This window comes from Streptomyces filamentosus (assembly GCF_014654895.1).
GTDB lineage: Bacteria > Actinomycetota > Actinomycetes > Streptomycetales > Streptomycetaceae > Streptomyces > Streptomyces filamentosus.
The window spans coordinates 683,899-708,897 of the sequence record NZ_BNBE01000003.1 but is presented as its reverse complement, the minus strand read 5'-3'; the positions used below and the strand labels follow the sequence as shown (position 1 = coordinate 708,897).

Genomic DNA, 24,999 nt, shown 5'->3' with positions numbered 1-24,999 from the left:
TCAGGAGGCGGGTCCTTACAGACCGACTTCCTTCATCAGCATGCCGACCTCGGTGTTGGACAGGCGGCGCAGCCAGCCCGACTTCTGGTCGCCGAGCCCGATCGGGCCGAAGGCGGTGCGGACCAGCTTCTCCACCGGGAAGCCCGCCTCGGCGAGCATGCGGCGGACGATGTGCTTGCGGCCCTCGTGGAGCACGACCTCGACCAGGTAGTTCTTGCCGAGCTGCTCGACCACGCGGAAGTGGTCGGCGCGGGCGTAGCCGTCCTCCAGCTCGATGCCCTCCTTGAGCCGCTTGCCGACCTCGCGGGGCAGCGGTCCGGTGACGGCCGCCAGGTAGGTCTTCTTCACCCCGTACTTCGGGTGCGTGAGGCGGTGGGCCAGCTCGCCGTGGTTGGTGAGCAGGATGATGCCCTCGGTCTCGGTGTCGAGCCGGCCGACGTGGAAGAGGCGGGTCTCCCGGTTGGTTACGTAGTCGCCCAGGCACTGGCGGCCGTCGGGGTCCTCCATGGTGGAGACGACGCCGGCCGGCTTGTTCAGCGCGAAGAACTGGTACGACTGGGTGGCGACGGACAGGCCGTCGACGCGGATCTCGTCGCTGTCCTTCACACGGAGGCCCTGCTCCAGGACGATCTCGCCGTTGACCTCGACGCGGGCCTGCTCGATGAGCTCCTCGCAGGCGCGGCGCGAGCCGTAGCCCGCGCGGGCCAGCACCTTCTGGAGCCGCTCGCCCTCCTGCTCGGCGCCCGGGAAGGTCTTGGGGGTCTTGACCTGGGGCTTGTTCGCGTACCGCTCGCGGTTGCGCTCCTCGGTCCTGGCCTCGTACTCGCGCGAGCGCGCCGGGGCCGTACGGCCGCCGGGGCCCCGCCGCTGCCCGCCCGCGGGCTGCTTCGGGGACTGCTTCGGGCCGCCCTTGGCGCCGCCGCGGGCCGCGTCGCCGCGTCCCTTGCGGGGGGCGTCCTTCGCGCCGTCCGAGGGCATGCTCACGTCGTAGCTGCGCTCCTCGGGGCGGGTCTTGCGGGGGCGGCCGGCGCTCTGGCCGCGCTCGTCGCGGTTGTTCCCCGCGCCCCGGTAGTCGTTGCCGCGGCCGCCGCTCTTGGCACCACGGCTCCCGCCGTTGTTTCCGCTGTTCCTGCCGCTGCTGCTTCGCATCAAACTTCCGTCGTCTCTTCGTCCGCTGGTCCGCCCCGGCCGGGTCCTTCGTCCTGGTCGGGATCGAACGACGGAACGCCTTCCAGGGAGTCCGGCTCGACCGCGTCCGCCTCGGGGAGGAAGGGCGCGAGCTCCGGGAGCTCGTCCAGGCCGCGCAGGCCCATCCGCTCCAGGAAGTAGTTCGTCGTCCTGTACAGGATCGCACCTGTTTCGGGTTCCGCGCCCGTCTCCTCCACGAGACCCCGCTGGAGGAGGGTCCGCATCACGCCGTCGCAGTTGACCCCGCGGACCGCGGAGACCCGGGAACGGCTGACCGGCTGGCGGTACGCGACGACCGCCAGGGTCTCCAGGGCGGCCTGGGTCAGCCGGGCCTGCCGGCCGTCCAGGACGTACGCCTCGACGGCGGCGGCGTGGGCCGGGCGGGTGTAGTAGCGCCAGCCGCCGGCGACCCGGCGCAGCTCGAAGCCGCGGCCCTCGGCGGTGTAGGCGTCGGCCAGCTCGCGCAGGGCGTCCGCGACCTCCTGGGGGGTGCGGCCGAGGACCCGGGCGAGGTCGGTCTCGGCGGCGGGCTCGTCCACGACCATGAGGACGGCTTCGAGGGCGGGTGCGAGGTCGCTCATGCGGGCTGGTCCTCCTGGTCGAACTCTTCGGTGACGCGGGTCTCGCCGTCCCCGCCGGTCCAGGAGACCGTGAGGTCGCCGAGCGGGTCCTCCTGGTCGAGGGCGACGGCCCTCTCCCGGTAGAGCTCCAGGAGGGCGAGGAAGCGGGCGACGACGGTGAGGGTGTCCCCGGCGCCCTCCGCCAGCTCCCGGAAGCTCGCGGTGCCGCGCTCGCGCAGCAGGGCGGCGACGATCGCGGCCTGCTCCCGGACGCTGACCAGGGGGGCGTGGATGTGGTCGACGCGGAGCTGCGGCTTCGCCCTGGGCTGGAGGGCCTTCGCGGCGAGCTTCGCGAAGCCCTCGGCGCCGATCGAGAGGACGACCTCGGGGAGCAGCGCGGCGTGGTGGGGCTCCAGGCCGACGGTCCGGGGGTGGCGGAGGCCCTCCGCCTCCCAGCGGTCGGCGAGGATCTCGGAGATCCGCTTGTACGCCCGGTACTGGAGGAGCCGGGCGAAGAGCAGGTCGCGGGCCTCCAGGAGGGCGAGGTCGGCCTCGTCCTCGACCTCGGCGGCGGGCAGCAGCCGGGCGGTCTTGAGGTCGAGCAGGGTGGCGGCGACGACCAGGAACTCGGTGGTCTGGTCGAGGTCCCCGTCGGGCCCCAGGGCCCGCAGGTGGGCCATGAACTCGTCGGTGACCCGTGAGAGGGCGACCTCGGTGACGTCCAGCTTGTGCTTGGTGATCAGCTGGAGGAGCAGGTCGAAGGGCCCCTCGAAGTTGGCGAGCCGCACGGTGAACCGCCCGTCGCCGGACTCCGGGTCACGCGCGGGCACGGACTCCGGCCCGGGTGCGGGCCCCGGCTCCGGCTGCCGTACGGGTCCCGGCTCTGCCTCCCGTACGGGGCCCGGCTCCGGGGTCCGCTCCGGCACGCCGCCCCGCCCGAGTGCGCGGCGGCGCGGTGGGCGGGACGTCTCGTCGGCGTGCTGGGGCATCGGGGGCGGTTCCAGGGGTGCGGGGGCGGGGCCGCCCGCAGGCTACCGTCAGCGGCCGCGCAGACGGCGGACCAGGATGCTCGCGTCGCCGCGGGACTCCAGGTCGGCCAGGACCACGGCGACCGCCTCGCGGACGATCCGGCCGCGGTCCACGGCGAGGCCGTGCTCGCCGCGCAGCACGAGCCGCGCGTGCTCCAGGTCCATGAGCTCCTCGGCGGAGACGTAGACCGTGATCTTCTCGTCGTGGCGCTCCCGTCCGCTGGGGCGCCGGTTGGTGGTCCGGCCCCGGCGCCGCGCGGGAGCGGCCGCCTGCGCGGCCGCCTTCACGGGGGCGGGCTGCTGCGGGGGGACGGCCTCGGTCTCCCGGGCCCGCGGCTCGGCCGCCTCCGAGTCGGCCGGCGCGTGCTCGGCGGCACCGCCGTCCGCTCCGGCCGCCGGGTCGCTCTCTCCCGCCGGAGCGGGAACGGTTCGGCGGGGCGAGGACGCCTGAAGTGCCATCCCCCCGGTCGTACGGAAGAGTTCGTCGGCTCCGGGCAGACTCACTCGGCGTGACACCGGGCGAGCACCTCCCTGGCGAGCTGGCGGTAGGCGGCGGCGCCCACGGAGTTGGAGGCGTACGTGGTGATGGGCTCGCCGGCGACCGTGGTCTCCGGGAAGCGCACCGTCCGGCCGATCACCGTGTGGTAGACGTGGTCGTCGAAGGCCTCGACGACGCGCGCCAGGACCTCGCGGGAGTGCACCGTCCGGGAGTCGTACATGGTGGCGAGGATGCCGTCGAGCTCCAGCTCGGGGTTGAGCCGCTCCTGGACCTTCTCGATGGTCTCGGTCAGCAGGGCGACGCCGCGCAGCGCGAAGAACTCGCACTCCAGCGGCACGATGACCTTGTGGGCCGCCGTCAGGGCGTTCACGGTCAGCAGGCCGAGCGAGGGCTGACAGTCGATCACGATGTAGTCGTAGTCGTTCATCAGCGGCTTGAGGGCGCGCTGGAGCGTGGACTCGCGCGCGACCTCGGAGACCAGCTGCACCTCGGCGGCGGAGAGGTCGATGTTGCTCGGCAGCAGGTCCATGTTGGGGACCGCCGTCTTGAGCAGCACCTCGTCCGCCGACATGCCCCGCTCCATGAGCAGGTTGTAGACGGTGAGGTCGAGCTCCATCGGGTTCACGCCGAGGCCGACCGACAGGGCGCCCTGCGGGTCGAAGTCGACGAGCAGCACCCGCCGTCCGTACTCGGCGAGCGCGGCACCCAGGTTGATGGTCGACGTGGTCTTGCCGACGCCGCCCTTCTGGTTGCACATCGCGATGATCTTGGCGGGGCCGTGGTCGGTCAGCGGGCCCGGGATCGGGAAGTACGGGAGCGGCCGTCCGGTGGGACCGATCCGCTCGCGGCGCTGGCGGGCAGCGTCGGGCGCGAGGGTGGCCGCGTACTCCGGGTCGGGCTCGTACTCGGCGTCGGGGTCGTAGAAGTGCCCCTCGGGCAGCTCGTCGTAGGCGGCGAAGTGGGTGGACTCTCGGCCCATCTCGTTGCCGGCCGTGGCGTTCACGTGTAGGCCGTCCATCGTCTTCAGCGTGTGGGTTGTCGTCATGGGCTGGTGCGTCGCGAAGGTCCGCACCGCGACGGAGCCGACCGGGGCACCTGGCGCACCGCTCCCGGGAGTAAATGTCGACTCATTCACAAGTCGTCTTACCTCCTTGGATGTGACCAGGAACATTTATCGATCTGTCAGCGTGGCACCATGCCGACGGTTGGCGACTCTATGGCGTGTCACCGCTCCGCAGCAACACAATCGCCCGGACCCGGCCCGTTGTGTCGGCAACCGAACACGGCTCTGTCAAGGGTGCGCGGCCATCCATCCACACGTTTCAGGGGTGTGCGAAACGGTTAAAGGGTTACGTTCGAGGCGAGTTGACCGAACGTTTTGGCGTGGCCGGAGACACAGCCGGCCGGACCTTGTCGAACAAGGTCCGGCCGGGTGTGTGACATTGACGGCGGGCGTTGACGGAGTCGTCGCCGGGGCCGCCTTCCGGGGCTTTCCGGGTCAGCCGACGAGGGTGCTCAGCTCGACGTGCTCGTAGCCGTGCGCCTCGGCGACCTCCTTGTAGACCACCTTGCCGTCATGGGTGTTGAGGCCCAGGCCGAGGGCGGCGTCGCGGCGGATCGCCTCGGCCCAGCCGTTGTTCGCCAGCGACACGATGTAGGGCAGCGTGGCGTTGGTGAGGGCGTAGGTGGAGGTGTTCGGGACCGCGCCCGGCATGTTGGCGACGCAGTAGAAGACCGAGTTGTGGACCTGGAAGGTCGGCTCGGCGTGGGTGGTCGGGTGCGAGTCCTCGAAGCAGCCGCCCTGGTCGATCGCGATGTCGACAAGGACACTTCCGGGCTTCATCTTGGCGACGAGCTCGTTGGTGACCAGCTTCGGGGCCTTGGCGCCCGGGATGAGGACGGCGCCGATGACGAGGTCGGCCTCGACGACGGCCTTCTCCAGCTCGTAGGCGTTGGAGACCATCGTCTGCACCTTGGTGCCGAAGATCTTGTCGGCCTCGCGGAGCTTGTTGATGTCGCGGTCGAGCAGGGTCACGTGGAAGCCCATGCCGACGGCGATCTGGGTGGCGTTCCAGCCGGAGACGCCGCCGCCGATGACGACGGCCTTGCCGGCGTGAGTGCCGGGGACGCCGCCGGGGAGGACGCCGCGGCCGCCGGCCGGGCGCATCAGGTGGTAGGCGCCGACCTGCGGGGCCAGGCGGCCCGCGACCTCGGACATCGGGGCGAGCAGCGGGAGCGCGCGGTTCGCGGTCTCGACCGTCTCGTACGCGATGGCGGTGGTGCCGGACTCCAGGAGGGCGTCCGTGCACTCCTTGGAGGCGGCGAGGTGCAGGTAGGTGAAGAGCGTCTGGTCCTTGCGGAGGCGGTGGTACTCCTCCGCGATCGGCTCCTTGACCTTGAGGAGCAGGTCCGCGGTGGCCCAGACCTCGTCGGCCGTGGCGAGGATCTCGGCGCCCGCGGCGACGTACTCCTCGTCCGTGATCGAGGAGCCGACGCCGGCGTTCTGCTCGATGAAGACCTGGTGGCCGTTGCGGACGAGCTCGTGGACACCGGCGGGGGTGATGGCCACGCGGAACTCGTTGTTCTTGACCTCGCGGGGGATGCCGACCTTCATCGTCGATCACGGTCCTTGAATCAGGGGGATAACTGGTGCACTGCGATACATACCCGGATGCACCACAGCGCAACGGGGCAGACCACGTTCGAACGCGGCGGAACCAGTCTAATGAAGGAGTTCCCGCTGTCTAGCCTTTCAAAGTACTAATCTTCAGCAGACCCACTGCGGATTTCGTAGGCAAAGCGTCCGGTTTCCAGCAGACGGTCCGCTGCGGCCCTGTGCAGCCGCGCCGCCGCCGGGTCCCCGAGCCGGTCGAGGGTGTCGGCGAGCCGCAGCTGGAGGGCCGCCTGGAGCCGGACGTCACGGGCGCGACGGGCCCATTCGACGGCCTCCTCGCAGGTCCGCAGCGACTCCTCGGGGCGGCCCGCGTACTCCTGGACCCGGGCCGCCTCGCTCAACGCCCGTGCGTGGCCCGGGAGATCGCCGAGCCTGCGGTACCCGGCCGCGGCCGCCCGCCAGTGCCGCAGCGCCTCCCCGTACCGCCCGGCATAGGTCTGCACGGCGCCGAGGCGGGCGTACAGCCGCGCCTGGTCGGCCCGCTCGTCGCGGGCCAGGCGCTGGGCGAGGGCGCGGCTGTACCAGTCGCCGGCCCGCTGCCAGTCGCCGAGCTCCTGATAGCTCCCACCTACGGATTCCATTGCGCGACCGGTGGCATACGGATCATTTGCCTGCCTGCCGGCCTCCCATGCCGACCGATATCGCAGCAGAGCGTCCTTCGTGCGACCGGTCCGGGCGTCGAGGTCGCCGAGGTTCAGCAGCGCCGCGGCCCGCTCGCGGTGCAGCCCGCGCCGCTCGGCCACGTCGAGGACGAGCCGGTGCAGCCCGTACAGGTCGGGAGCGGCGGCCTCGGCCCCGCCGTGCGCGGTGAGCGCCCGCACCAGGGAGGCGATCAGCCGGCGGGCGAGGGTGTCCAGCTCGCCGTCGGCCACCGCCAGCCGGGCGCAGGCCAGCAGCGCGGGCCGGCGGGAGGCCAGCCACCGCGCGGCCTCCTCGGCGGTCGGGAAGCGCAGGGCCTTCGGCAGGCCGGCGAGCTTGCGGCGGGCCGGGGAGCCCTCGGGTTCGGTGACCGCGCGGCAGGACTGGAGGAGCCGCACGGTCCGCTCCAGCATCCGGGCCCGCGCGAGCTGCACCTCGGCGGGCCGGTCGCGCTCCTCCAGCTGGGCGCGGAGCAGGGGGACGAGATGGCCGGGGGCCTCGTACTGCCCGTCCCCCGCCTCGGCGACCAGGCCCAGGCGGGCGAAGTCCGCGAGGGTGGTGGCCGCCGCGGAGACCGAGCAGCCGGCCAGGGCGGAGGCGGTGTGGGCGTCGGCCCGGCCGAGCGGGGCGACCGCCAGGTAGCGCAGTATCCGGGCCGCCGGGCCCGGCAGCGCCTCGTGGGCGAGGACGAAGGTACGGGTGAGGGGGTCGCCGGTCAGCCCGCGGAGCCGCTTGGCGAGGTCGGCGACGGAGACCTCGGGCCGGCCGGCCAGCCAGCCGCCCGCCAGCACCACCGCGCCGGGCAGTCCCCCGCACTCCTCGACCAGCGCCTCGGCGGCCTGCGGGTCGACGGTGATGCGGACCGAGCCGGTGGCGGAGGTCAGCAGTTCGATGGCGGACTTCGGGTCGAGCCCGCCGAGGGTGCAGGGCCGCACGTCCGGGATGCCGGTGAGCGGCCCGCGCGCCACCGCGACGACGAGGGCGTCGGGGTTGTCGGGGAGGAGGGGGTCGACCTGCTCGGCGTCGACGGCGTCGTCGAGCAGCAGGACCGCCCGGCGGGCGCCCAGCGCCTCGCGGACCAGTTCGGTCAGCTCGTCCTCGGCGGCGCCGGGCGGCTCGGCGACCCCGAGGTCGCGCAGCAGTTCGCGGGCGGCCCGGGCGGTCGGCACGGGGTCGCCGCCGGGCTCGGTCAGCCGGGCCCTGAGGACGCCGTCGGGGTAGCGGTCGGCGAGCGAGGCGATCAGTTCCTCGGCGAGCGCGGTGCGGCCGGAGCCGGGCCGGCCGGCGACGAGCAGGACGCGGGCGCGGGGCGCCTTGCGGCCGGTGAGGGTGTCGAGACCGGTCCGTTCGATGTCGGTGCGCAGCGCCTTCAACTCCCGCTGCCGGCCGTAGAACTGCCGGCTGCCGGCCGTTGCCACCGCCTGATCCGTCACGGGCCACGCTCCCGTCCACCTGCGCACGAGCCGATCCCCGCGGGGGAGTCCGCACGGGCGTGTACGAGCGTAGTTCAGCCCCCACCACGGACCCGGCGGAGCGCGGCGGACACATCCCCCGATCGGATCAGCCGACAGTCACACCGGCCCGTTCCCCCCGCCACGGGGCGCGCACCCGCCCCGTTGTGGGCCGCGCCCCCGCCCGTGTGGGCAGGCGTCCCGCAGGGCGGGACGGGTGGGCACACGGGACGGCGCCCTGAACGGCGCCTCCGCGTGCCGCGCCCTGGCCCGCACCCGTGGCGCGGCGCCCGTCCGGTGCGGGTCCGGGCCCGGAAGCCTCCGGCACCGGCAAGGGCGGCGCCCCGTTGTGCCCACCCGTTCCGCCCTGCGGAACGCCTGCCCGCAACGGGGCGGGGGCGCGCCCCGCGAGCCGGCGGCGCCGCAGTCGCGTCACGCCTCGAACGGCCGGGCCGGCCAGGGCGCGTCGGCCGGCCGGAGGGCCTCCTCGCCGCCGGCCGCACGGGCGGCGACCAGGGACAGGACGCCCACCACCAGACAGTTGTTGTGCAGCTCGCCCGCGAGGACGCCGCGCAGCAGCTCGTCCAGCGGGACCCGCTCCACCTCCATGTCGGCCTCCTCCTCGGAGACCGCGTACCGCTCCCCCTCCGCCTCGGCGAGGTCGCGGGCCAGGAAGATCCGGACGGCCTCGTCGCAGCCGCCCGGCGTGGTGTAGACGTCCGTCAGGACCCGCCACTCCCCCGCCTTGGCGTACGCCTCCTCGTACAGCTCGCGCTGGGCCGCGTGCAGCGGGTTCTCCCCGGGCACGTCGAGCAGTCCGGCCGGGATCTCCCACAGCTTCTGCCGCACGGGGTGGCGGTACTGCCGCAGCACCAGCACGCGGTCCCGGTCGTCCACCGCGAGGACGGCCACGGAGCCCGGGTGGACCTGGTAGTCGCGGCGGGCGACCGAGCCGTCCGGCATGACCACGTCGTCCGTGCGGACACTCGTCTTCTTTCCCGTGAAGGGGGTGGCGGTGGCGACGACCTGCCACTCCTCCGGGGTGTCCTGCACCTTCATCTGATGTCCTCCCGTGGCCGAACCGCATGCGAAAACCGGGGTACCGGTCCGTCAGGACCCGTACCCCGGCAACGTTAACGCCTGACTACTTCTTGCCCGTCCTGCGCTCGACGGCCGCCTTGACCAGGCCCGCGAAGAGCGGGTGGGGGCGGGTCGGGCGGGACTTCAGCTCCGGGTGCGCCTGGGTGGCGACCAGGTAGGGGTGAATCTCCTTCGGGTACTCGACGAACTCGACGAGCTTGTTGTCCGGGGAGGTGCCGGAGAAGACCAGGCCGGCCTTCTTCTCCAGCTCGGCGCGGTACGCGTTGTTCACCTCGTAGCGGTGGCGGTGGCGCTCCTCGACGTACGGCTCGCCGTCGTAGGTCTCGCGGACGACCGAGCCCTCGGCGAGCTTCGCCGGGTAGAGGCCGAGGCGCATCGTGCCGCCCAGGTCGCCGGCGCCCTCGACGTACGCGAGCTGCTCCTCCATCGTGGAGACGACCGGGTGCGCGGTGGCCGGGTCGAACTCGGTGGAGTTCGCCTCGGGGATGCCCGCCAGGTTCCGGGCCGCCTCGATCACGATGCACTGGAGGCCCAGGCAGATGCCGAGCAGCGGCACCTTGTGCTCGCGGGCGTACTGGATGGCGCCGACCTTGCCGGAGACGCCGCGGTCGCCGAAGCCGCCCGGGATGAGGATCGCGTCGCAGTCGCCGAGCTGCTTCTCGGCGCCCGCCTGGGTCTTGCAGTCGTCGGAGGTGACCCACTTCACCTTGACCCGTGCCTTGTTGGCGAAGCCGCCGGCGCGCATGGCCTCGGTCACCGACAGGTAGGCGTCGGGCAGGTCGATGTACTTGCCGACGAGGGCGACGGTGACCTCGTGCTCCGGGTTGTGGACCCGGTCCAGGAGGTCCTCCCAGACGGTCCAGTCCACGTCGCGGAAGGGCAGGTCGAGCTTGCGCACCACGTAGGCGTCCAGGCCCTCGGTGTGCAGCACCTTCGGGATGTCGTAGATCGACGGGGCGTCGATGGCGGCGACCACCGCGGCCTCGTCGACGTCGCACATCAGCGAGATCTTGCGCTTGATGGCGGTCGGGACCTCGCGGTCGGCGCGCAGCACGATCGCGTCGGGCTGGATGCCGATGTTGCGCAGGGCGGCGACGGAGTGCTGGGTCGGCTTGGTCTTCAGCTCGCCGGAGGGGCCGATGTAGGGCAGCAGCGAGATGTGCACGACGAAGACGTTGTCGCGGCCGACCTCGTGGCGGACCTGGCGGACGGTCTCCAGGAAGGGCAGCGACTCGATGTCGCCGACCGTGCCGCCGACCTCGGTGATGACGACGTCGACGTCGTCGGTCGCCATGCGGCGGATCCGGGACTTGATCTCGTTGGTGATGTGCGGGATGACCTGCACGGTGTCGCCGAGGTACTCGCCGCGCCGCTCCTTGGCGATGACCTGCGAGTAGACCTGGCCGGTGGTGACGTTGGCCGAGCCGTCGAGGTCGACGTCGAGGAAGCGCTCGTAGTGGCCGATGTCCAGGTCGGTCTCGGCGCCGTCGTTGGTGACGAACACCTCACCGTGCTGGAAGGGGTTCATCGTGCCCGGGTCGACGTTGAGGTACGGGTCGAGCTTCTGCATCGTGACCCGCAGGCCCCGGGCCTTGAGGAGCGCACCCAGGCTGGAGGCGGTGAGGCCCTTGCCGAGCGAGGAGGCGACACCCCCGGTGACGAAGATGTGCTTGGTCGTCGTGGATTTGGGCGGCATCGCCAAGAGGGGGCTCCCGTGGTCGCGTTCTGGAGGTGCGAAGCGGCAGGCCCTCCGGAAGAATCGGGGGTGCCGTCGCTGCGGTTTCGGGGGTTTCGGCTGGTGCCGTTTCCCACCGGTCCACGGGGTACCAGGGTATCAGTGACATCCGGAGACCGCTTCCGGCCACACGGTCGGCACAGCGGCCGACCCGGCGGGAGGGGGTGGAAAAGGCGCCCGCCGGGGGTTCCCTAAGGGTTTCCGGGGCATCCGGGGAAGATCCGAGAAGAACTGTTCACCCATACGGAGTAGCGCGTTACGCAGGTGATCATCACGGTCACTAGGGTGCGGACCATCCCGCCGGGGCGTGTCCCCGAGCGGCCGGCCGACGGCATCACCCCCGCCCGCGGCGCCGGACCGGGAGCCGTGTCGCCTCCCCTCGACCCACTGCCGGGGCCGGACATCCCGCACACTGGCACCGCGGGCACCTCTTCGCGACCCCGCACCACCCGCCGCACGCGTCCCGCGGGGCGGACAAGGCCGTTCGACTGGAGTGAAGCACGTGGCCGGGCGTATCGAGGATTACGCACTCATCGGAGACATGCAGACCGCGGCGCTGGTCTGCCGGGACGGCAGCGTGGACTGGCTCTGCCTGCCCCGCTTCGACTCGCACGCGGTCTTCGCGGGACTGCTCGGCACCGAGGAGCACGGCTTCTGGAGAGTGGGCCCGGCCGGCCCGGACGACGCCGAGCCGGCCCCCGCCGACCGCCGCCGCTACCGGGGCGACTCCCTGGTCCTGGAGTCCGAGTGGGACACCCCGCGCGGCACGGTCCGGGTGACGGACTTCATGCCGCCGCGCGACGGCGCGCCCCAGCTGATCCGGATCGTGGAGGGCGTCAGCGGCCGGGTGCGGATGCGTTCCGCGCTGCGGATGCGCTTCAGCTACGGCCGGATCGTGCCCTGGGTGCACAAGGTCGGCGAGCGCACGGTCGCGGTGGCCGGCCCCGACTCGGTCTGGTTCGACACCGAGGCCGAGACCCACGGAGAGGACCTCACCACCTACTCCGAGTTCACCGTCGCCCCCGGCGAGCGGATCGCCTTCACGCTGTCCTGGCAGCCCTCGCACAAGGAGCCGCCGCCGCTGCCGGACCCGGAGGGCTCGCTGGAGGCGACCACCGGCTTCTGGCGCGAGTGGGTGGAGCACTGCACGTACCACGGCCCCTACCGGGAGGCCGTGGTCCGCTCCCTGATCACCCTGAAGGCGCTGACGTACGCCCCCACCGGCGGGATCGTCGCCGCGCCGACGACCTCCCTCCCGGAGGAGATCGGCGGCGTGCGGAACTGGGACTACCGCTACACCTGGCTGCGGGACGCGGCCATCACCCTCTCCTCGATGCTGCGCACCGGCTACCGCGAGGAGGCCCGCGCCTGGCGGGACTGGCTGCTCCGCGCGGTCGCGGGCGACCCGGAGAACCTCCAGATCATGTACGGGATCGCGGGCGAGCGGGAGCTCGGCGAGGCGGAGCTGGACTGGCTGCCGGGGTACGAGAACTCCGGCCCGGTCCGGGTCGGCAACGGCGCCGCCAGCCAGCTCCAGCTGGACGTGTACGGCGAGGTCACCGAGGCCCTGCACCTGGCGCACATGACGGGTCTGTCCCGCAACGACTACGCCTCTCTGCTCCAGCTGAAGCTGATCGAGTACCTGGAGAAGAACTGGAACCAGCCCGACGAGGGCATCTGGGAGGTCCGCGGCCCCCGCCGGCACTTCACCCACTCCAAGGTGATGGCCTGGGTGGCGGTGGACCGCACGATCAAGCTGATCGAGTCCGGGGACGCGGACGGCCCCCTGGAGCGCTGGCGGGAGCTGCGCGACGAGATCCACCGGGACGTCTGCGAGAAGGGCTACGACAAGGAGCGGAACACCTTCACCCAGTCGTACGGCTCCCGGGAGCTGGACGCCTCGCTGCTGCTGATCCCGCAGATGGGCTTCCTGCCGCCCGACGACAAGCGGGTGATCGGCACGATCGAGGCGATCCAGCGGGAGCTGTCCACCGAGGACGGCTTCGTGCTGCGCTACCCGACGGCGGGCGAGGAGGCGGGCGTGGACGGCCTGGAGGGCGACGAGGGCGCCTTCCTCGCCTGTTCCTTCTGGCTCGCCGACGACCTGGCGATGATCGGCCGGGTCGACGAGGCCAGGAACCTCTTCGAGCGGCTGCTCTCGCTCCGCAACGACCTGGGGCTGCTCGCCGAGGAGTGGGACGCCCGGCTCCAGCGGCAGGTGGGCAACTTCCCGCAGGCGTTCAGCCACGTCCCGCTGATCGACACCGCGCTGCGGCTGACGGCGAGCGGCGCCTACGGGGGCTGACGCGGGCCGGGGAGCGCCCGGCGGGGGCCGGACCTACGATGAGAGGTGTCCTGGCCCCCGTACGAAAGGGGGGCGTCATGGCTCCCCACACCACCGCTTCGGAAACCGCCCTGGCCGGGCTCCGCGAGGACATGGCCGGTGCGGTGTACGTCCCCGGCGATCCCGGCTACGACGAGGCCAGGGCCGTCCACAACGGGATGATCGACCGCCGTCCCGCGGTGATCGCCCAGTGCGCGGGCCCGGCGGACGTGTCCAACGCGATCCTCTTCGGCCGGGAGACGGGGCTGCCGATCGCGGTGCGCGGCGGCGGGCACAGCGTCGCCGGGACCTCGGTGGTCGACGGCGGGCTCGTGGTCGACCTGCGGCGGATGCACGCGGTGGTCGTGGACCCGGAGCACAGGACGGTACGGGTCGAGGGCGGGGCGACCATGAGCCACCTCGACCGGGCGACCCAGCCGTTCGGGCTGGCGACGACGGGCGGGCGGGTCTCCACGACGGGCGTCGGCGGCTTCGTGCTGGGCGGCGGGTCCGGCTGGCTGGAGCGGAAGTTCGGGCTCGCCTCGGACAACCTGCTGGCGGCCGAGCTGATCACCGCGGAGGGCAGGCACGTGGTGGCGGGCCCGGAGGAGAACCCGGAGCTGTTCTGGGCGCTGCACGGCGGCGGCGGCAACTTCGGGGTGGCCACCTCGCTGACGCTGCGGCTGCACGAGCTGCCGCACATGAGCTTCGCCCTGCTGCTCTTCCCGCCCCGGTCCGGCCCCGCCGTGCTGCGCGCCTACCGGGACCTGGGGGCGCGGGCGCCGGACGAGATCGGCGGCGGGGTCATCTACTTCCCGGCCCCGCCGGAGCCCTTCGTGCCCGCGCACCTGGTCGGGCAGCTGGTCTGCGGGGCGCTGGTGACGTGCGCCGGGCCGGTGGCCCGGGTCCGCGAGACGGCCGAGCCGCTGCTGGCGCTGCGGCCGGTGGTGGAGGTCGTCTCCGACGTCCCGTACGCGGACCTCCAGTGCATGCTGGACGATCCGCCGGGGCTGCGGAACTACTGGTCGGCGGAGTATCTGAGCGGTCTCCCGGACGAGGCCGTGGACGTCTTCGCCGCGCGGGGCGAGCGGATCCCGGAGGGGACCGCCACCCAGCACGTGCTGTTCCTGATGGGCGGGGCGGTGGCGGCCGGTCCGTCCGGCTATCCGCAGCCGTGGCGGACCGCGCCGTGGGTGGTGCACCCGTTCGCGACCTGGGAGGACCCGGCGGACGACGGGCGGGTGGTGCAGTGGGTGCACGACGTCCGGACCGCCGTGCGGCCGTGGACGACGGACGCCGTGTACCTCAACTTCATCGGCGAGGAGGGCGAGCGGCGGGTCGTCGCCGGGTTCGGCGAGGAGAACCTCCCCCGGCTCGCCGCGGTGAAGGCGGCGTTCGACCCCGACAACGTGTTCCGCCTCAACCACAACGTCCGGCCGGCGGCCTGACCCCCGCCGCCGTCCCCGCCGTCCACCCCGCCCGCTCCGTCACCGCAGGGCGTCGATCACCTCCTTCGCGGCCCGCTCGCCCTCGGTGGCGCCGCCCTCCATGAAGCCCTGGAAGTCGTAGGAGCAGTGCTCGCCGCCGATGTGGACGTTGCCCTGGGCCCTGCCCTCGTACCCCGCGTACCGGTGGAGGTAGCCCACCGGCCAGTAGGAGTAGGCGCCCAGGACGTTCGGGTTCTTGTGCCAGGCGGAGAGCTGGGCGCGGCCGTTCCAGGCCCGTGAGGTGCCCGGGAAGAAGCTGTCGATCCCGGCGAGGTAGCGGTTCACCAGGCCGCGCACGTACGGGTCGGACTCGGTGGAGAAGGGGCCGGCGGGGTTCAGGTTCCGGGCGAGGCTGCCGCCGTTGTACTGGATGAGGATGCCGCCGGTGCCGCCCTGGACCTTGGTGGTGTCCCAGGTCTGCTGGACGTCGAGGTCGGTGAAGCAGTCGCCCGCCGAGACGCCGGGCCAGGCGCCGGTGCCGCGCCAGGGACGGGTGCCGAACTGCATGTTGAGCTTGGTGCAGTGGCCCATGCGGGCGTCCCGCAGCAGGTTCGTCATCAGCGGGTCGAAGCCGGCCCGGGTGAGGTCGAGCCGCTGGAGGACGGGCAGCGGGACGCACAGGACGGTGTGGTCGGCGGTGACGGTGCGGGTGGCGCCGCCCTCGGCGAAGGTGAGGGTCTGGGTGCCGTCGGCGTTCGCCCGTACCGCCTGGAGGGTCCAGCCCGTCCGGAGGGTGCCGGGGTTCAGGGCGCCGGCGATGGCGTTCGGGAGCCGGTCGTTGCCTCCGGTGATGTGGTAGCGCTCGTTGGACAGGCCCCAGATGTTGAAGTTGCCCGGATTGGTCTGGTAGCCCATGAGCAGGACGAGGGCGAGCGAGGACTGTGCGGTGGTGTCGGCGCCGTACTCGACGTTGTAGGCGACGTCGATGAACTTCCCGAGCGGCGAGGAGTGTCCGCCGGGGACGCGGCTCTCGATCCACTCGTACAGCGACATGTCGTCGAGGGCGGTGCCGGTGGGGGTGGTCCGGTTCCAGAGCACCTCCCCCGCTTCCGAGAGGTCGCGGCGCAGCGCCTGGTAGACGCCGTTGAAGTCCACGTCGGCCTGTTCGCGCGGGTAGTAGCCGCCGTCGAACCAGAGGACCTCCTCGGCTCCGTTGGGGCCGCCGCCGAGGAAGTCCTCGACGGGGAGGCCGAAGCGGCGGCAGAGCTCCAGCATCTTCTTGTGGCTGGTGTCGATGAGTTCGCCGCCGATCTCGGAGGTCTGCCCGTACGCCCAGTGGGCGCGCTGGGTCCACATGCGGCCGCCGACGCGGGCCGGGTCGGCCTCGTAGAGGACGGGCGCGAGTCCCGCGTCCTGGAGGGTGAGGGCGGCGGTGAGGCCGGCGATGCCGGCGCCGACGACGGCGATCCGGGCGTCGGACCGCACCGGCGGGTCGGGGACGGCCGCGGCGGCCGGGGCGGTCGCGGCGGCGGTCGCGACGCCGGCCGCGGCGGCGGCCTTGAGGAGGGTGCGGCGGCCGAGGGGGTCGCCTCGCAGGCCGCGGAGTTCGTCCACGGGGAGGCCGAGCCTGCGGGCGGCGGCGTGGTCGGTGGCGAGGCGGTTCAGGAGGTGCATCGGGTTGGTGCGTGCCATGGGGCGCTCCTGGGTGGGGACGGAAGGGGTCAGCCGTGTGCCGCGGGGACGTGCTCCGCCGGTTCCTCGTCGCGTTCGGCCGCGTCCTCCAGGACGATCCGGCCGATGATCTCGTAGCGCTCGGGCCGCTTGGCCTTGAGGTACAGGCCGAGGGCGAGGCCGCCGAGGAAGACGGCGCCGACGGTCCACGGGATCGCCTTGAAGAAGAGGGAGTCCGCGGCCGTGCCGGCGGCGGTCTCCATGTTGACGACGAGGAGGACGACGACGGCGATCATGCCGATGCCGCCGAGGAGGGGGGCGACGAGGGTCCTGAACCAGTGCCGGTCCTCGGGGTGGTTCCTGCGGAAGTAGCCGATGACGGCGAAGGAGCAGAGGGTCTGCACGATGAGGATGGCCATCGTGCCGAGGATCGCGAGCAGCGTGTACAGGTGGACGTAGGGGTCCTGGCCGGTGAGCCAGAAGGCGCCGACGAGGGCGACGGCGATCGCGCTCTGCACGAAGGACGCCAGGTAGGGCGAGCCGTGCCGGGGGTGGGTGCGGCCGAGGGCCGGGTGGAGGAAGCCCTCGCGGCCGATGGCGTAGAGGTAGCGGGAGGCGCACTGGTGGAAGGCCATGCCGCAGGCGAAGGAGCCGGTGAGCAGCAGCCACTGGAAGGCGTCGACGGCCCAGGCGCCGATGAAGCCCTGGGTGGGGGCGAAGAAGAGGTCGAGCGGGTTCTTGGAGGTGGAGAGGGCGACGGAGCCGTCGAGGCCGTTGCCGGCGATCGTCATCCAGGAGACGTAGATGTAGAAGAGGCCGACTCCGATGACGGAGATGAGGGTGGCGCGGGGGATGACGCGCTTGGGGTCGCGGGACTCCTCGCCGTACATGGCGGTGGACTCGAAGCCGACCCAGGACCAGAAGGCGAAGAAGAGGCCGAGGCCGGCGGAGGCGCCGGTGAAGGCGTTCCTCGGGTCGACCGGTTCGACGGGGATGCCGTCGGGGCCGCCGCCGTGGATCAGGACGGCGGTGGCGACCGCGAAGAGGACGGCGATCTCCGCGACGAGCATCACGCCGAGGGCCTTGGCGGTCAGGTTGATGTCGAAGTACGACAGGACGGCGGTGACGGCCAGCATGGCGGCCGCGTACAGGATCCAGGGGAGGTCGACGCCGAGCTGGTCGGCGACGGTGGTCTTCGCGAAGTAGGAGAAGACGCCGACGATGGACGCCTCGAAGACGATGTAGGCGAGGACGGCGAGCATCCCGGAGGCCATGCCGGCGATCCGGCCGAGGCCGTGCGAGATGTAGCCGTAGAAGGCGCCGGCGGCGGTGATCCGCTTGGCCATGGCCACGTACCCGACCGAGAAGACGGTCAGGACGAGGGTGGCGAAGAGGTAGCCGGCGGGGGCCCCGGTGCCGTTGCCGAAGCCGACGGCGATGGGGAGGTTGCCGGTCATGGCGGTGATCGGCGCGGCGGTGGCCACGGCCATGAAGACGACGCCGACGAGTCCGACGGAGTTCGCCTTGAGGCGGTCGACGCGGGGCGCGGAGCCGCCCGGCGGAGTGGAGGTGTCTGCCATGGCGCGAGAGCATCCTCGGGAGTGACGTAGGCCACAAGCGACAACTGGTCATACAATTCCCGCCGCGCCACGACGAGTTGTCGTCCTGTTGTACGAACTGTCGGGCCCTGTGACGATCGGGTGATGTCCCGGAAACACCCCGGGCGATACCGTCCGCCCATGGACACGCAGGGCGGCATCACCGTACAACGGGCACTCGAACTCCCGGGGCTCCGCAGCGGCCTCCCGGAGGTCGTCGCCGGCGCCGACCGGCTCCAGCGGACCGTGCGCTGGGTGCACGCGGGCGAGGTGCCCAACATCGCGTCCCTGCTGAAGGGCGGCGAGCTGCTGCTGACCACCGGGCTCGGCCTGGGCACCCGCCCCGCCGAGCAGCGGGCCTTCGTGCGCCGCCTCGCGGACCGGGGCATCGCGGCCCTCGTCGTCGAGCTGGGCCCGCGCTTCGCCCGCCTCCCCGCGACCATAGTGGAGACCGCCCGCGCGACCGGGATGCCGCTGGTCCAGCTGCACCGCGAGGTGCCGTTCGTCGCGGTCACCGAGGAGATCCACACCGAGATCGTCAACGGCCACTACGCGCTCCAGCGGCGGGCCGAGGAGGTCCACCGCCAGTGCACCGAGGCGCTGCTCGGCGGCGGCGGGGTCCCCCAGGTGCTCCGCATCCTCTCCGACTTCGCCGCGAACCCGGTCTTCCTGGAGACCGCCGACGGGCAGCTGCTGTACGCGGCGGGCACCGAGTCCGGCCCGGCCGACCCGCTCCAGGTGTGGGACGGGCTGCGCGGCCAGCGCGCCGCCCGCGAGTCGGGGCCGCCGACGGGCACGGTCCTCGTCGACGTCCCCGGCGGGGGCCCCGGTACGGGTTCGGTGCGGGCCCGGCTCGTGCTCCTCGCGGTCTCCGGCGCCCTCTCCCCCGTCCACCGGATGGCCGCCGAGCGGGCGGCGGGCCTCCTCGCGGTCGTCCTCATGCAGGCCCGGCAGGAGGAGGAGCTGGCGGCGCGCGGCCGCGGCGACTTCCTGACGGACCTCGCGGAGGGCCGGATCTCGGCGGAGGACGCCCCGGCGCAGGCCCGGGTGCTGGGCTTCCGGCCGGGCGAGGGACCGCTGCTGCCGGTGGTCATGCGCCTCGCCCCCGAGCTGTCCCCGTCCGGCAGCTGGGCGCTGCTGGCCCGCGCCGTCCACGAGGAGCTGTCCTCCGTGGGCGTCCCGGCCCTGCTCGGCGTCCGCCCGGTCGAGGGCCGGGTGCCGCTGCTGCTCGGCCTGCGGTCCGAGACGGAGCGGACGGCGGTGGCGGACCGGGTCGCGGCGGCTCTGCGGGCCGGGGTGGAGCGGGCCGGCCTGGAGGGCGCAGGGGCGCACCCGCCGGTCGTGGTGGTCGGCATGGCGGGCGGCTGGGCGGCGGCCTCGGCGGGGCTGCGGCACGCGGCGGAGACCGCGACGGCGGCGCAGGGCCTCGTGGACCGGCCCTGGTACGACGCCCGGCGCCTCGACATCGACCTGCTGCTGTGGCGGCTGCGCGACCATCCGGACCTGGCGGCCTTCGTGGACCGGGCGATCGGCCCGCTCCGGGACCACGACCGGACCTCCCGTCCCCCGCTGCTGCCCACCCTGGAGACGTATCTGGCGCACGCGGGCCGCAAGGCGGAGACGGCCCGGGAGCTGCACCTCAACCGCCAGACCCTCTACAACCGACTGGCCCGCATCTCGGAACTCCTGGGCACGGACCTGGACGACCCCCAGACGGTCCTCGCCCTGTCGCTGGCGCTCCGCGCCCGGCGGCACACGCCGTGAAGGGGCGTCAGCGGCCGGAGAGCTCGTCGTAGACGCTGAGGACGTGGGCGATGGTGTCGTCCTCCGACGGCCAGGTCCGGGCCTGGGTGCGGCCCGCCGCGGCGAGGTCCATCCGGCGGTCCTCGTCGTCGAGGAGTCCGCGCACGGCCCGGGCGAGGGCGCCGGGGTCGCCGTACGGGACGAGTTCGGCGGCGTCGCCGACGAGTTCGGGGACGCCGCCGACGGCGGTGGCGACCAGCGGCACGCCGAGCCGCAGCGCCTCCTGCGCGAGCAGCGAGCGCGCCTCCCAGCGGGAGGGCAGGACGGCGACGTCGGCGGCGGCGAGGAGTTCGGCGACGTCATCGCGGCGGCCGATGAGCCGGACGCCGAGTCCTTCGGCGACGATCCGCCGCTGGAGCGCGGCCCGTTCGCGGCCCTCGCCGGCGATGACGAGCAGCGGCTGCGGGTCGAGCCCCCGCCACTCCCGCGCCGCGTCGAGCAGCGTCCCGTACCCCCGGTCGCCCTCCAGCGCGCCGACGGCCATGAGCAGCGGCCGGTCCACGGCGCCGAGTTCGGCGCGGGCCTTGCCGTCGTGGAGGCAGACGGGGCCGCGGGCGGGGGGCACGGTGACGGGGGCGAGCCGGGCGTCGCGGGCGCCGCGCCTGCGGGCCCGGTCGACGAGTTCGGAGGAGGTGGCGAGGACGACGGCCGCGGCCCGCACGGTGCGGCGCTCCAGGAGCCGGACGAGTCCGGCCCGGGGGCCTTCGGCGCGCGGCCGGCCGTGCCAGGTGGTGACGAGCGGGGTGCGGGCGGGTCCGACGCCACCGGAGACGGCGAGCGCGGCCCGCACGGAGGCGTGCAGGCCGTGGGCGTGGACGACGTCGGCGCCGATGCAGGCGTTGCGGAGCACGCCGACGGTCGCCGGGTCGTTGCGGCGGGGCAGCGGCACGACGTGCGCGCCGGTGCCGGAGTAGTCGTAGAGCCGGTCGAGTTCGGCGGGGGCGCACACGGTCACCCGCACGCCCCTCGCCACCAGCCCCGAGGCAAGTGATCGGACGTGCGCGCTGCTGCCCGCGCTGCCGCCGCCCAGCACTTGGACCGTACGGAGCTGTGTCACGCGCCCAAGGATGCCAGCCCCGGGGCCCACCCGTACGCACGTTCCGGGACCGACACCGCGTCGTTGCCCGGACCGTCGCCCCGCCCCTCCCCCGAGTTCACCCGTCCGAGGGAGCGCGCACCATTCCTCCACGCGCCCCCCGTGGCATCGGCGGGCCCCCTCGTCTCGACGGGCTCCCGCGCCACAGGGGGCTCCCTCGTCTCGGGGGACCCCGCATCTCGGTGAGCCCCCCGCGTCCCGGAGGGCTCCCGGGGTGAGGCGGACCGGGACCTTCACGCCGGCCGGGCCCCCGCGTCCCGGAGGGCTCCCGCATCTCGGCGAGCCCCCCGGCCCCAGGGGACTCCCGCGTCCCGGCGGGCCCGGGTCAGCCGTCGGCCCTGGCGGTGGCCAGCAGTTCCTCCGCGTGGGCCCGGGCGGTCTCGGAGTCCTCCTGCCCGGCGAGCATCCGGGAGAGCTCCCTGACCCGCTCCTCGCCCTCCAGGACGGTGACGCCGGAACGCGTGACGGAGCCGTCGTGGGTCTTCTCCACCAGCAGCTGCCGGTCGGCGAAGGCCGCCACCTGCGGCAGGTGGGTGACGACGACGACCTGCGCGGTGCGGGCCAGCTTGGCGAGCCGGCGGCCGATCTCCACCGCCGCCTTGCCGCCGACGCCCGCGTCGACCTCGTCGAAGAGGTACGTCGGCACCGGGTCGACCCCGGCGAAGACCACCTCGACGGCGAGCATCACGCGCGACAGCTCACCGCCGGACGCGCCCTTGGCGATGGGCCGCGGCGGGGCACCGGGGTGCGGGGCGAGCAGCAGCTCGACCTCGTCGGCGCCGGACGGCCCGTACGCCACCCGCCGCCCGCCGACCTCGACGCCCTCCGGGTCCTCGGTCTGCGCGAGCGCGAAGGACACCCGCGCGTGCGGCATGGCCAGCGAGGCCAGCTCGGCGGTGACCGCCCCGGCGAACCGGTCCGCGGCCTCCGTCCGGGCGTCGGTGAGCCGCTGCGCGAGGACGGACAGCTCGTCGCGCAGCCGGTCCCGCTCGGCGGTCAGCTCCTCGATCCGCTCGTCGTCGCCGTCCAGCCGCCCGAGCCGGTCCGCGCTCTCCTCCGCCCAGGCCAGGACGGCGGCGACGGAGTCCCCGTACTTCCTGGTGAGCTGGGTGAGCGCGGCGCGCCGCTCCTCGACGGCGGCGAGCCGCAGCGGGTCGGCGTCCAGGTCGTCGGCGTATCCGGCGAGCTCCCCGGCCACGTCCGACAGCAGGATGGAGATCTCCCCCATCCGGTCGGCGAGCGCGGCGAGCGCCGGGTCGTGCGCCCGCACGCCCTCCAGCGCCCGGCCCGCGCCGGCGACCAGCGTGGTCGCGTCGACGGACTCCGGGTCCTCCGGGTTCCCCACCAGCGCGGCGTGGGCGAGCGCGGCGGCGGACGCCAGGGCCTCGGCGTGCCCGAGCCGCTCGGCCTCGGCCGCCAGCTCCACGTCCTCGCCCGCGCGCGGCTCCACGGCCTCGATCTCGGCGAGCCCGAAGCGCAGCAGGTCGGCCTCCTGCGCTCGCTCACGTGCCCGGGTGGTGATCTCGTCCAGCTCGGCGGTGACGGCCCGCAGGCGCCGGTACGCCTCGCCGTAGGCGGCGAGCGGCTTGGCCACGGCCTCGCCGGCGTACCGGTCGAGCGCGCCGCGCTGCCGGGCGGGCTTGAGCAGGCCCTGCTGGTCGGTCTGGCCGTGGACGGCGACGAGTTCGTCGGCGAGCTCGGCGAGCAGCCCGACGGGCACCGAACGGCCGCCGAGGTGGGCCCGCGAGCGCCCCTCGGCGGAGACCGTACGGGTCACCAGCAGGGCGCCGTCGTCGAGTTCGGCCCCCGCCTCCTCGGCGCGCACCGCGACGGGCGCGCCGGGCGGCAGGCTGATCCGCCCCTCGACGACCGCCGCGGCGGCCCCGATCCGCACCAGGGCCGGATCGGCCCGTCCGCCGAGCAGCAGCCCCAGGCTCGTGACGACCATGGTCTTGCCCGCGCCGGTCTCACCGGTCACCGCGGTGAAGCCGGGCGACAGCTCGACCACCGCGTCGTCGATGACTCCGAGCGACCGTATCCGCATCTCCTCCAGCACGCCCCAGACCATACGAGGTTTCCGCCCCGGGATGCGACATCGGCCCCGGCTCGGGGCGGTCGACCGGGCGGTCGGAGGGCGGTCGGGAAGAGGCCGGCGGGGCGGTCAGCGGGGTGCGCCCCGCCACCCGGAGACCGGCAGGGCGAACTTGGCGACGAGCCGGTCCGTGAAGGAGGCGTGGTGGAGCCGGGCGAGCCGCACCGGGACGGCGCCGCGCCGGACCTCCACCCGGGCGCCGGCGGGCAGCTCCACGGTCCGCCGCCCGTCGCACCACAGCACCCCGTGCGGGGTGTGCGGCTCGACCTCGACGGCGAGGACCGACTCGGGCGTGGTGACGAGCGGCTTGGCGAACAGCGCGTGCGCCCCGATCGGCACCATCAGGAGCGCCTCGACCTCGGGCCAGACCACGGGCCCGCCGGCCGAGAAGGCGTAGGCGGTGGAACCGGTGGGTGTCGCGCAGATCACCCCGTCGCAGCCGAAGCCGGTGACGGGCCGCCCGTCGACGGCGAGGACGACCTCCAGCATCCGCTCCGGGGACACCTTCTGCACGGCGGCCTCGTTGAGGGCCCAGTCCCGGTGCAGCACGTCGCCGTTCTGGTAGACGGCCACGTCGAGGGTCATCCGCTCCTCGACCTCGTACGCCTTGGTGACGACCCGGTCGACGACCTTGTCGAGGTCGTCGCGCTCCGCCTCGGCGAGGAAGCCGACGCGGCCGAGGTTGACGCCGAGCATCGGCACGCCGGAGGCGCGGGAGAACTCGGCGCCGCGCAGCAGCGTCCCGTCACCGCCGAGGACGATGATCAGCTCGCAGCCGTCGAGCGCCTCCGGGCAGTCGTCGGGGATCTTCTCCACGGCGGGCGGCAGCGGCAGGTCCGTCGCCTCCGCCTCCAGGACCCGGACGCCGATGCCGCTGCGCAGCAGCCCCAGCACGACGAGTTCGGCGCTGCGCACGGCGGCCGGCCGGCCGGTGTGCGCGAGCAGGAGGACGGTACGTGCCGCCTGGGGTGCCACTGTCTCTGTCAACGAGGTCCTTCCGCCACGGCGCGGTCCACATCCGCCGGATCGAGTGCGGGCGCTCCGGCCCGCAGCCACAGAAAGTACTCGACGTTCCCCGAAGGACCGGGCAACGGGCTGGCGGTGACGCCCACCACCCCGAGCCCGAGCTCCGCCGCGCGCCGGGCCACGTTCTTCACGGCGTCGGCGCGCAGCTCGGCGCTGCGGACGACGCCGCCCGAGCCGAGCCGCTCCTTGCCCACCTCGAACTGCGGTTTCACCATCAGGACGAGGTCGGCGTCGGGCGCGGTGCAGGCGACGAGCGCGGGCAGGACGAGGCCGAGCGGGATGAAGGAGAGGTCGCCGACGACGAGGTCGACGGGGACGCCGTCGATGGCGTCGAGTGTCAACTCCCGCACGTTGGTGCGGTCCTTGACGGTGACCCGCTCGTCGCTCTGGAGCGACCAGGCGAGCTGGCCGTAGCCGACGTCGACGGCGACGACGTGCCCGGCGCCGGAGCGCAGCAGGACGTCGGTGAAGCCGCCGGTGGAGGCCCCTGCGTCCAGCGCGCGCCGGCCCTCGATCCGCAGCCCCAGCGGGACGAAGGCGGCGAAGGCGCCGGCGAGCTTGTGGCCGCCGCGCGAGACGTAGTCGGGGTCGGAGTCGTCCTGGACGACGACGATCGCCGCGGCGGTCTCGACCTGGGTGGCGGGCTTGGTGGCGACGGTCTTGCCGACGGTCACCCGGCCCGCGGCGATCAGCTGGCTGGCGTGCTCGCGCGAGCGGGCGAGTTTGCGCCGGACCAGCTCGGCGTCGAGACGGCGGCGTGCCACTCCTGCCACGTCGGGATCAGCTCCTGGGGTCGTGCGGACGGGATGCGGGGGCGGGACGCTCGTCGAGCGAGGTCAGCTCGGCGCGCAGGCCCCGGTGTACATCCTCGTACACCGCGAGGTGTACGTCCGCCGGGAGGCCGTCGACCTCCCCCAGCCGCTCCAGGAGCCCGTCGACGGCCGGGAGGCCGGTGGCCTCCCGCGCCACGCCCAGCGGCCCGGTGGAGTCGTACGCCTCGGCCCCGGGCTCCCCGGTCCCCTCGGGGGCGTCCGGCATCGCTTCGCTCATGCCCCGACGCTACCGCGAAGCCCTGGGGTACGGTCGAC

The 24,999-nt window shown here is 73.6% G+C and carries 19 protein-coding genes; 3 read left to right on the top strand and 16 right to left on the bottom strand.

Features of this window, described 5'->3' with window-relative positions; all coding sequences use genetic code 11:
- Positions 1-15: 15 nt before the first annotated feature.
- The 9 genes from IE326_RS30610 to pyrG form a co-directional block, all read right to left on the bottom strand.
- Positions 16-1,149 carry a pseudouridine synthase gene (locus IE326_RS30610; RefSeq protein ID WP_150227485.1) on the bottom strand — a complete coding sequence of 378 codons (1,134 nt, stop codon included), beginning with the start codon at positions 1,147-1,149 and terminating at the stop codon, positions 16-18.
- Positions 1,149-1,769, bottom strand: coding sequence for an SMC-Scp complex subunit ScpB (gene scpB, locus IE326_RS30605; RefSeq protein ID WP_150227486.1), 621 nt, complete (start codon positions 1,767-1,769; stop codon positions 1,149-1,151). Before scpB ends, IE326_RS30610 begins: the two co-directional genes overlap by 1 nt.
- A complete protein-coding gene (locus tag IE326_RS30600; RefSeq protein ID WP_190043874.1) occupies positions 1,766-2,737 on the bottom strand; it encodes a segregation and condensation protein A in 972 nt (323 codons plus the stop codon). Before IE326_RS30600 ends, scpB begins: the two co-directional genes overlap by 4 nt.
- A 48-nt stretch (positions 2,738-2,785) precedes the next feature.
- On the bottom strand, positions 2,786-3,292 hold the full coding sequence (locus IE326_RS30595) for a hypothetical protein (protein ID WP_150227488.1): 507 nt from the start codon (positions 3,290-3,292) through the stop codon (positions 2,786-2,788).
- Positions 3,277-4,320, bottom strand: a complete 1,044-nt coding sequence (locus IE326_RS30590) for a ParA family protein (protein ID WP_226651714.1) — start codon at positions 4,318-4,320, stop codon at positions 3,277-3,279. The genes IE326_RS30595 and IE326_RS30590 overlap by 16 nt, the downstream gene beginning before the upstream one ends.
- 453 nt (positions 4,321-4,773) lie before the next feature.
- A complete protein-coding gene (gene ald, locus IE326_RS30585) occupies positions 4,774-5,889 on the bottom strand; it encodes an alanine dehydrogenase (protein WP_150227489.1) in 1,116 nt (371 codons plus the stop codon).
- 146 nt (positions 5,890-6,035) lie between these two features.
- Entirely contained in the window at positions 6,036-8,021 is a 1,986-nt protein-coding gene (locus IE326_RS30580) for an AAA family ATPase (RefSeq protein WP_229915739.1), read from the bottom strand.
- 450 nt (positions 8,022-8,471) lie between these two features.
- Positions 8,472-9,098, bottom strand: coding sequence for an NUDIX domain-containing protein (locus IE326_RS30575; RefSeq protein WP_190043872.1), 627 nt, complete (start codon positions 9,096-9,098; stop codon positions 8,472-8,474).
- Positions 9,099-9,183: 85 nt separating this feature from the next.
- The gene (pyrG, locus tag IE326_RS30570) at positions 9,184-10,836 is read right to left on the bottom strand and encodes a CTP synthase (protein ID WP_150227492.1); all 1,653 of its coding nucleotides are present in this window, start codon (positions 10,834-10,836) and stop codon (positions 9,184-9,186) included.
- Positions 10,837-11,377: 541 nt separating this feature from the next.
- Between pyrG and IE326_RS30565 the strand changes: the two genes are divergently transcribed.
- Both IE326_RS30565 and IE326_RS30560 read left to right on the top strand, forming a co-directional pair.
- Entirely contained in the window at positions 11,378-13,180 is a 1,803-nt protein-coding gene (locus IE326_RS30565; RefSeq protein ID WP_150227493.1) for a glycoside hydrolase family 15 protein, read from the top strand.
- Between the two features lie 77 nt (positions 13,181-13,257).
- Positions 13,258-14,646, top strand: coding sequence for an FAD-binding oxidoreductase (locus IE326_RS30560; protein WP_190043871.1), 1,389 nt, complete (start codon positions 13,258-13,260; stop codon positions 14,644-14,646).
- Between the two features lie 39 nt (positions 14,647-14,685).
- Here the strand turns inward: IE326_RS30560 and IE326_RS30555 are convergent, their stop codons facing one another.
- Together IE326_RS30555 and IE326_RS30550 are read right to left on the bottom strand one after the other, a co-directional pair.
- Positions 14,686-16,317 carry a flavin monoamine oxidase family protein gene (locus tag IE326_RS30555; protein ID WP_190043870.1) on the bottom strand — a complete coding sequence of 544 codons (1,632 nt, stop codon included), beginning with the start codon at positions 16,315-16,317 and terminating at the stop codon, positions 14,686-14,688.
- Positions 16,318-16,346: 29 nt separating this feature from the next.
- Positions 16,347-17,876, bottom strand: coding sequence for an APC family permease (locus IE326_RS30550; protein WP_150227496.1), 1,530 nt, complete (start codon positions 17,874-17,876; stop codon positions 16,347-16,349).
- 159 nt (positions 17,877-18,035) lie between these two features.
- Here IE326_RS30550 and IE326_RS30545 point away from each other — a divergent pair, with 159 nt between their 5' ends.
- Positions 18,036-19,658, top strand: a complete 1,623-nt coding sequence (locus tag IE326_RS30545; RefSeq protein ID WP_150227497.1) for a PucR family transcriptional regulator — start codon at positions 18,036-18,038, stop codon at positions 19,656-19,658.
- A 7-nt stretch (positions 19,659-19,665) separates the two neighbouring features.
- On the opposite strand, the gene IE326_RS30540 is transcribed toward IE326_RS30545, so the two are convergent.
- The 5 genes from IE326_RS30540 to IE326_RS30520 form a co-directional block, all read right to left on the bottom strand.
- Complete coding sequence (locus IE326_RS30540) at positions 19,666-20,754, bottom strand: glycosyltransferase family 4 protein (RefSeq protein ID WP_190043869.1); 1,089 nt, start codon at positions 20,752-20,754, stop codon at positions 19,666-19,668.
- A gap of 364 nt (positions 20,755-21,118) precedes the next feature.
- Positions 21,119-22,861 (bottom strand): DNA repair protein RecN, encoded by a 1,743-nt coding sequence (gene recN, locus IE326_RS30535; RefSeq protein ID WP_150227499.1) that lies wholly within the window; start codon positions 22,859-22,861, stop codon positions 21,119-21,121.
- A gap of 93 nt (positions 22,862-22,954) precedes the next feature.
- Positions 22,955-23,872 carry an NAD kinase gene (locus IE326_RS30530; RefSeq protein WP_373310317.1) on the bottom strand — a complete coding sequence of 306 codons (918 nt, stop codon included), beginning with the start codon at positions 23,870-23,872 and terminating at the stop codon, positions 22,955-22,957.
- Positions 23,869-24,684, bottom strand: coding sequence for a TlyA family RNA methyltransferase (locus IE326_RS30525; protein WP_150227500.1), 816 nt, complete (start codon positions 24,682-24,684; stop codon positions 23,869-23,871). The genes IE326_RS30530 and IE326_RS30525 overlap by 4 nt, the downstream gene beginning before the upstream one ends.
- A gap of 7 nt (positions 24,685-24,691) precedes the next feature.
- Positions 24,692-24,961, bottom strand: coding sequence for a hypothetical protein (locus tag IE326_RS30520; RefSeq protein WP_373310315.1), 270 nt, complete (start codon positions 24,959-24,961; stop codon positions 24,692-24,694).
- Positions 24,962-24,999: the final 38 nt, after the last annotated feature.